The organism is Lutibacter sp., assembly GCF_033723435.1.
In the GTDB taxonomy this organism is placed as follows: Bacteria; Bacteroidota; Bacteroidia; order Flavobacteriales; family Flavobacteriaceae; genus Lutibacter.
In genome coordinates this window covers 1-2291 of record NZ_JAWVXC010000020.1, presented here as the reverse complement: position 1 = coordinate 2291, position 2291 = coordinate 1, and the positions used below count along the sequence as shown (strand labels likewise).

Sequence of the window (2291 nt, the reverse complement as noted above, 5' to 3'; positions counted from 1 at the left end):
GAAGCTGATAAAATAAGGATGACTTTAGACAGCTATAAAATAGTTTAACATACAACTAAAAATTACAGTTTGAAATGAAATAAAAAAAGCTTTCAGTTTCCTGAAAGCTTTTTTATAACGTGATCGCGACAGGATTCGAACCTGTAACTGTCCGCTTAGAAGACTACTCTATCTAACCACGATGCTTTTTTATTGTTCTAGAAAACGTTTAAACGATTAAATTTATGGTGTTGTATTAATGAGGACATTATTCCCTAACAAATTTATTATTCACCCAATTACCTTTGCTCATTTTACCATCAATATATACTTCAATGCCAAATCCATGTTTTAAATCGTCCTTCCATTCACCATCATATCGCCTTCCATCTGCAAACTTATTAATACCCACACCATTCCTTTTATTGTTAAGCCAATAACCACTATATATTTCACCATTAGCCCATGTGTATGTGCCAAATCCATCATGACAATTCCCAGAAACACATTGCATTTTAAAGCTTTTCTCTTTACCAATATATCTATTAAACTCTATTTTACATTTGGAAAGTTTATTCTTGACTTCAATTTCATGATTATTGGCGCCATCTTCTTTCATTAATTTTCCATCTATTTCAATTATTTTCCCATCCTTAACTTTATATTGAACAGGCTTACCATTATTATCAAAAAAATTAATTGTTCCACTACCCTTTTTTAAACTTCCTTTATCCATGGCTTTCCCATTTATATTATATATTTCTTTGACTTCCAATAATTTGTTTTCTTTCCACACAAAAATGACCGAAAGCTTACCGTTGTTATAATAATTTTTCCATTCTCCATCTAATTTATCATCTATGAATTTACCTTCACCAATCAAATAACCTTCTTTAGAATAATTTTTCCCTATATGTGTATCATAATTAAAAACACTTGTTAACTTCCCATCCTCATTATATGACCTCCATTCACCGTCTCGTTTATCAAACAAAAAATGTCCTTCAAATGCAAGTTTGCCGTTTTTATGATAGTATTTCCATCTGCCAACTTTTTCTGAATTTACTCCTTTCAGCGTGTATTTTCCTTCACCCCAAGCACCAACAACCTGTATATTACCATTTTCAAAAAAATATTTTGCGTCACCTGGAAATCCATTCTTATCATATAAGATAATAGATTTTATTTTACCTGATTGATAGTATTTTATATTTACTTTAGTCTTTTCTTGAGCAAAGGAAATTGAGCCCAACAACATTACCATTATCCAAATATTTTTTTTCATGTTGTAATTTTATATTCACTATTACATTATTCATTTTATATTCTATCTCTGATATACCATACACCTGCTTTCTTATCTAAATATCCATTAACATAAGTACCACCTTGAATCATATCTCCTTTTGAATCGTAATCTGATCCTTGACCATGTCTTTTGTCATTTTTCCAACCACCTGAATAATATGACCCATTTGCAAAATAATATTTCCCTTTACCTTCTCTTCTATTTTCATAATAATCTCCAACATATTTATCTCCGTTTTTGAAATAGAATGTTCCTTTTCCATGTACTTTTCCATTTTTAAAATAACCTACATATTTACCTAATTTTTTTACGACTATTGTACCGTACCCATTTAAACAATCTCCTGATATACACTTATAATCATTGTATCTTTTTTGGGCTTGAGCAATAGTGCTACACAATAAAAATAAGACTGCTACTTGAATTAATCTTTTCATAATGTTTTTAATTAATTTACTCATTGAATACTTTTAATATTAATAGACCTGATTAAGATTAAATAGATTATTTCAATAATAATGTCTTTTCTAAAAAAAAAACAATACTCAATTTGAGTATTTTAGCTTCCTTTTAAAACTTAATTTAAAGTAATTAAACGGAATGGAGTGTAAATGTACAGATCACCTATTTTAAATTTCGTGCAATAAAACTTATAAATGAACGACTTATACAGATAAAAATAGCTCTAGTATTATAATATTCTAATTATATCTAGAGAAGAAGTAAAATATATGAACTTTCTAAATTCGCAATTTTAAATTACTCTAAAAGAAGAGTCGAAAAGTAAATAATTTACAGGTTCTCTGGGATAATGAAAACCTGCTTAAACAAAAATAACCTGCTGAAATCAACAGGTTATTAAGTGATCGCGACAGGATTCGAACTATCATTCAAATCTCCTTTATTTAAATGCTTTCACGTGTTTTTACAAACTATGTTGACCGAATTGTGAACACACAATTTGACTTTCAATCTTAAGTACAAAGATAAGGAATTTAGTATG

Annotated in this window: 2 protein-coding genes; both read right to left on the bottom strand. The window is 28.8% G+C overall.

Going from position 1 to position 2291, the window contains the following annotated elements:
• Positions 1–247: 247 nt before the first annotated feature.
• Complete coding sequence (locus tag R3342_RS13465; RefSeq protein WP_318940884.1) at positions 248–1264, bottom strand: hypothetical protein; 1017 nt, start codon at positions 1262–1264, stop codon at positions 248–250.
• 35 nt (positions 1265–1299) lie between these two features.
• On the bottom strand, positions 1300–1749 hold the full coding sequence (locus tag R3342_RS13460; protein ID WP_318940883.1) for a hypothetical protein: 450 nt from the start codon (positions 1747–1749) through the stop codon (positions 1300–1302).
• Positions 1750–2291 lie beyond the last annotated feature (542 nt).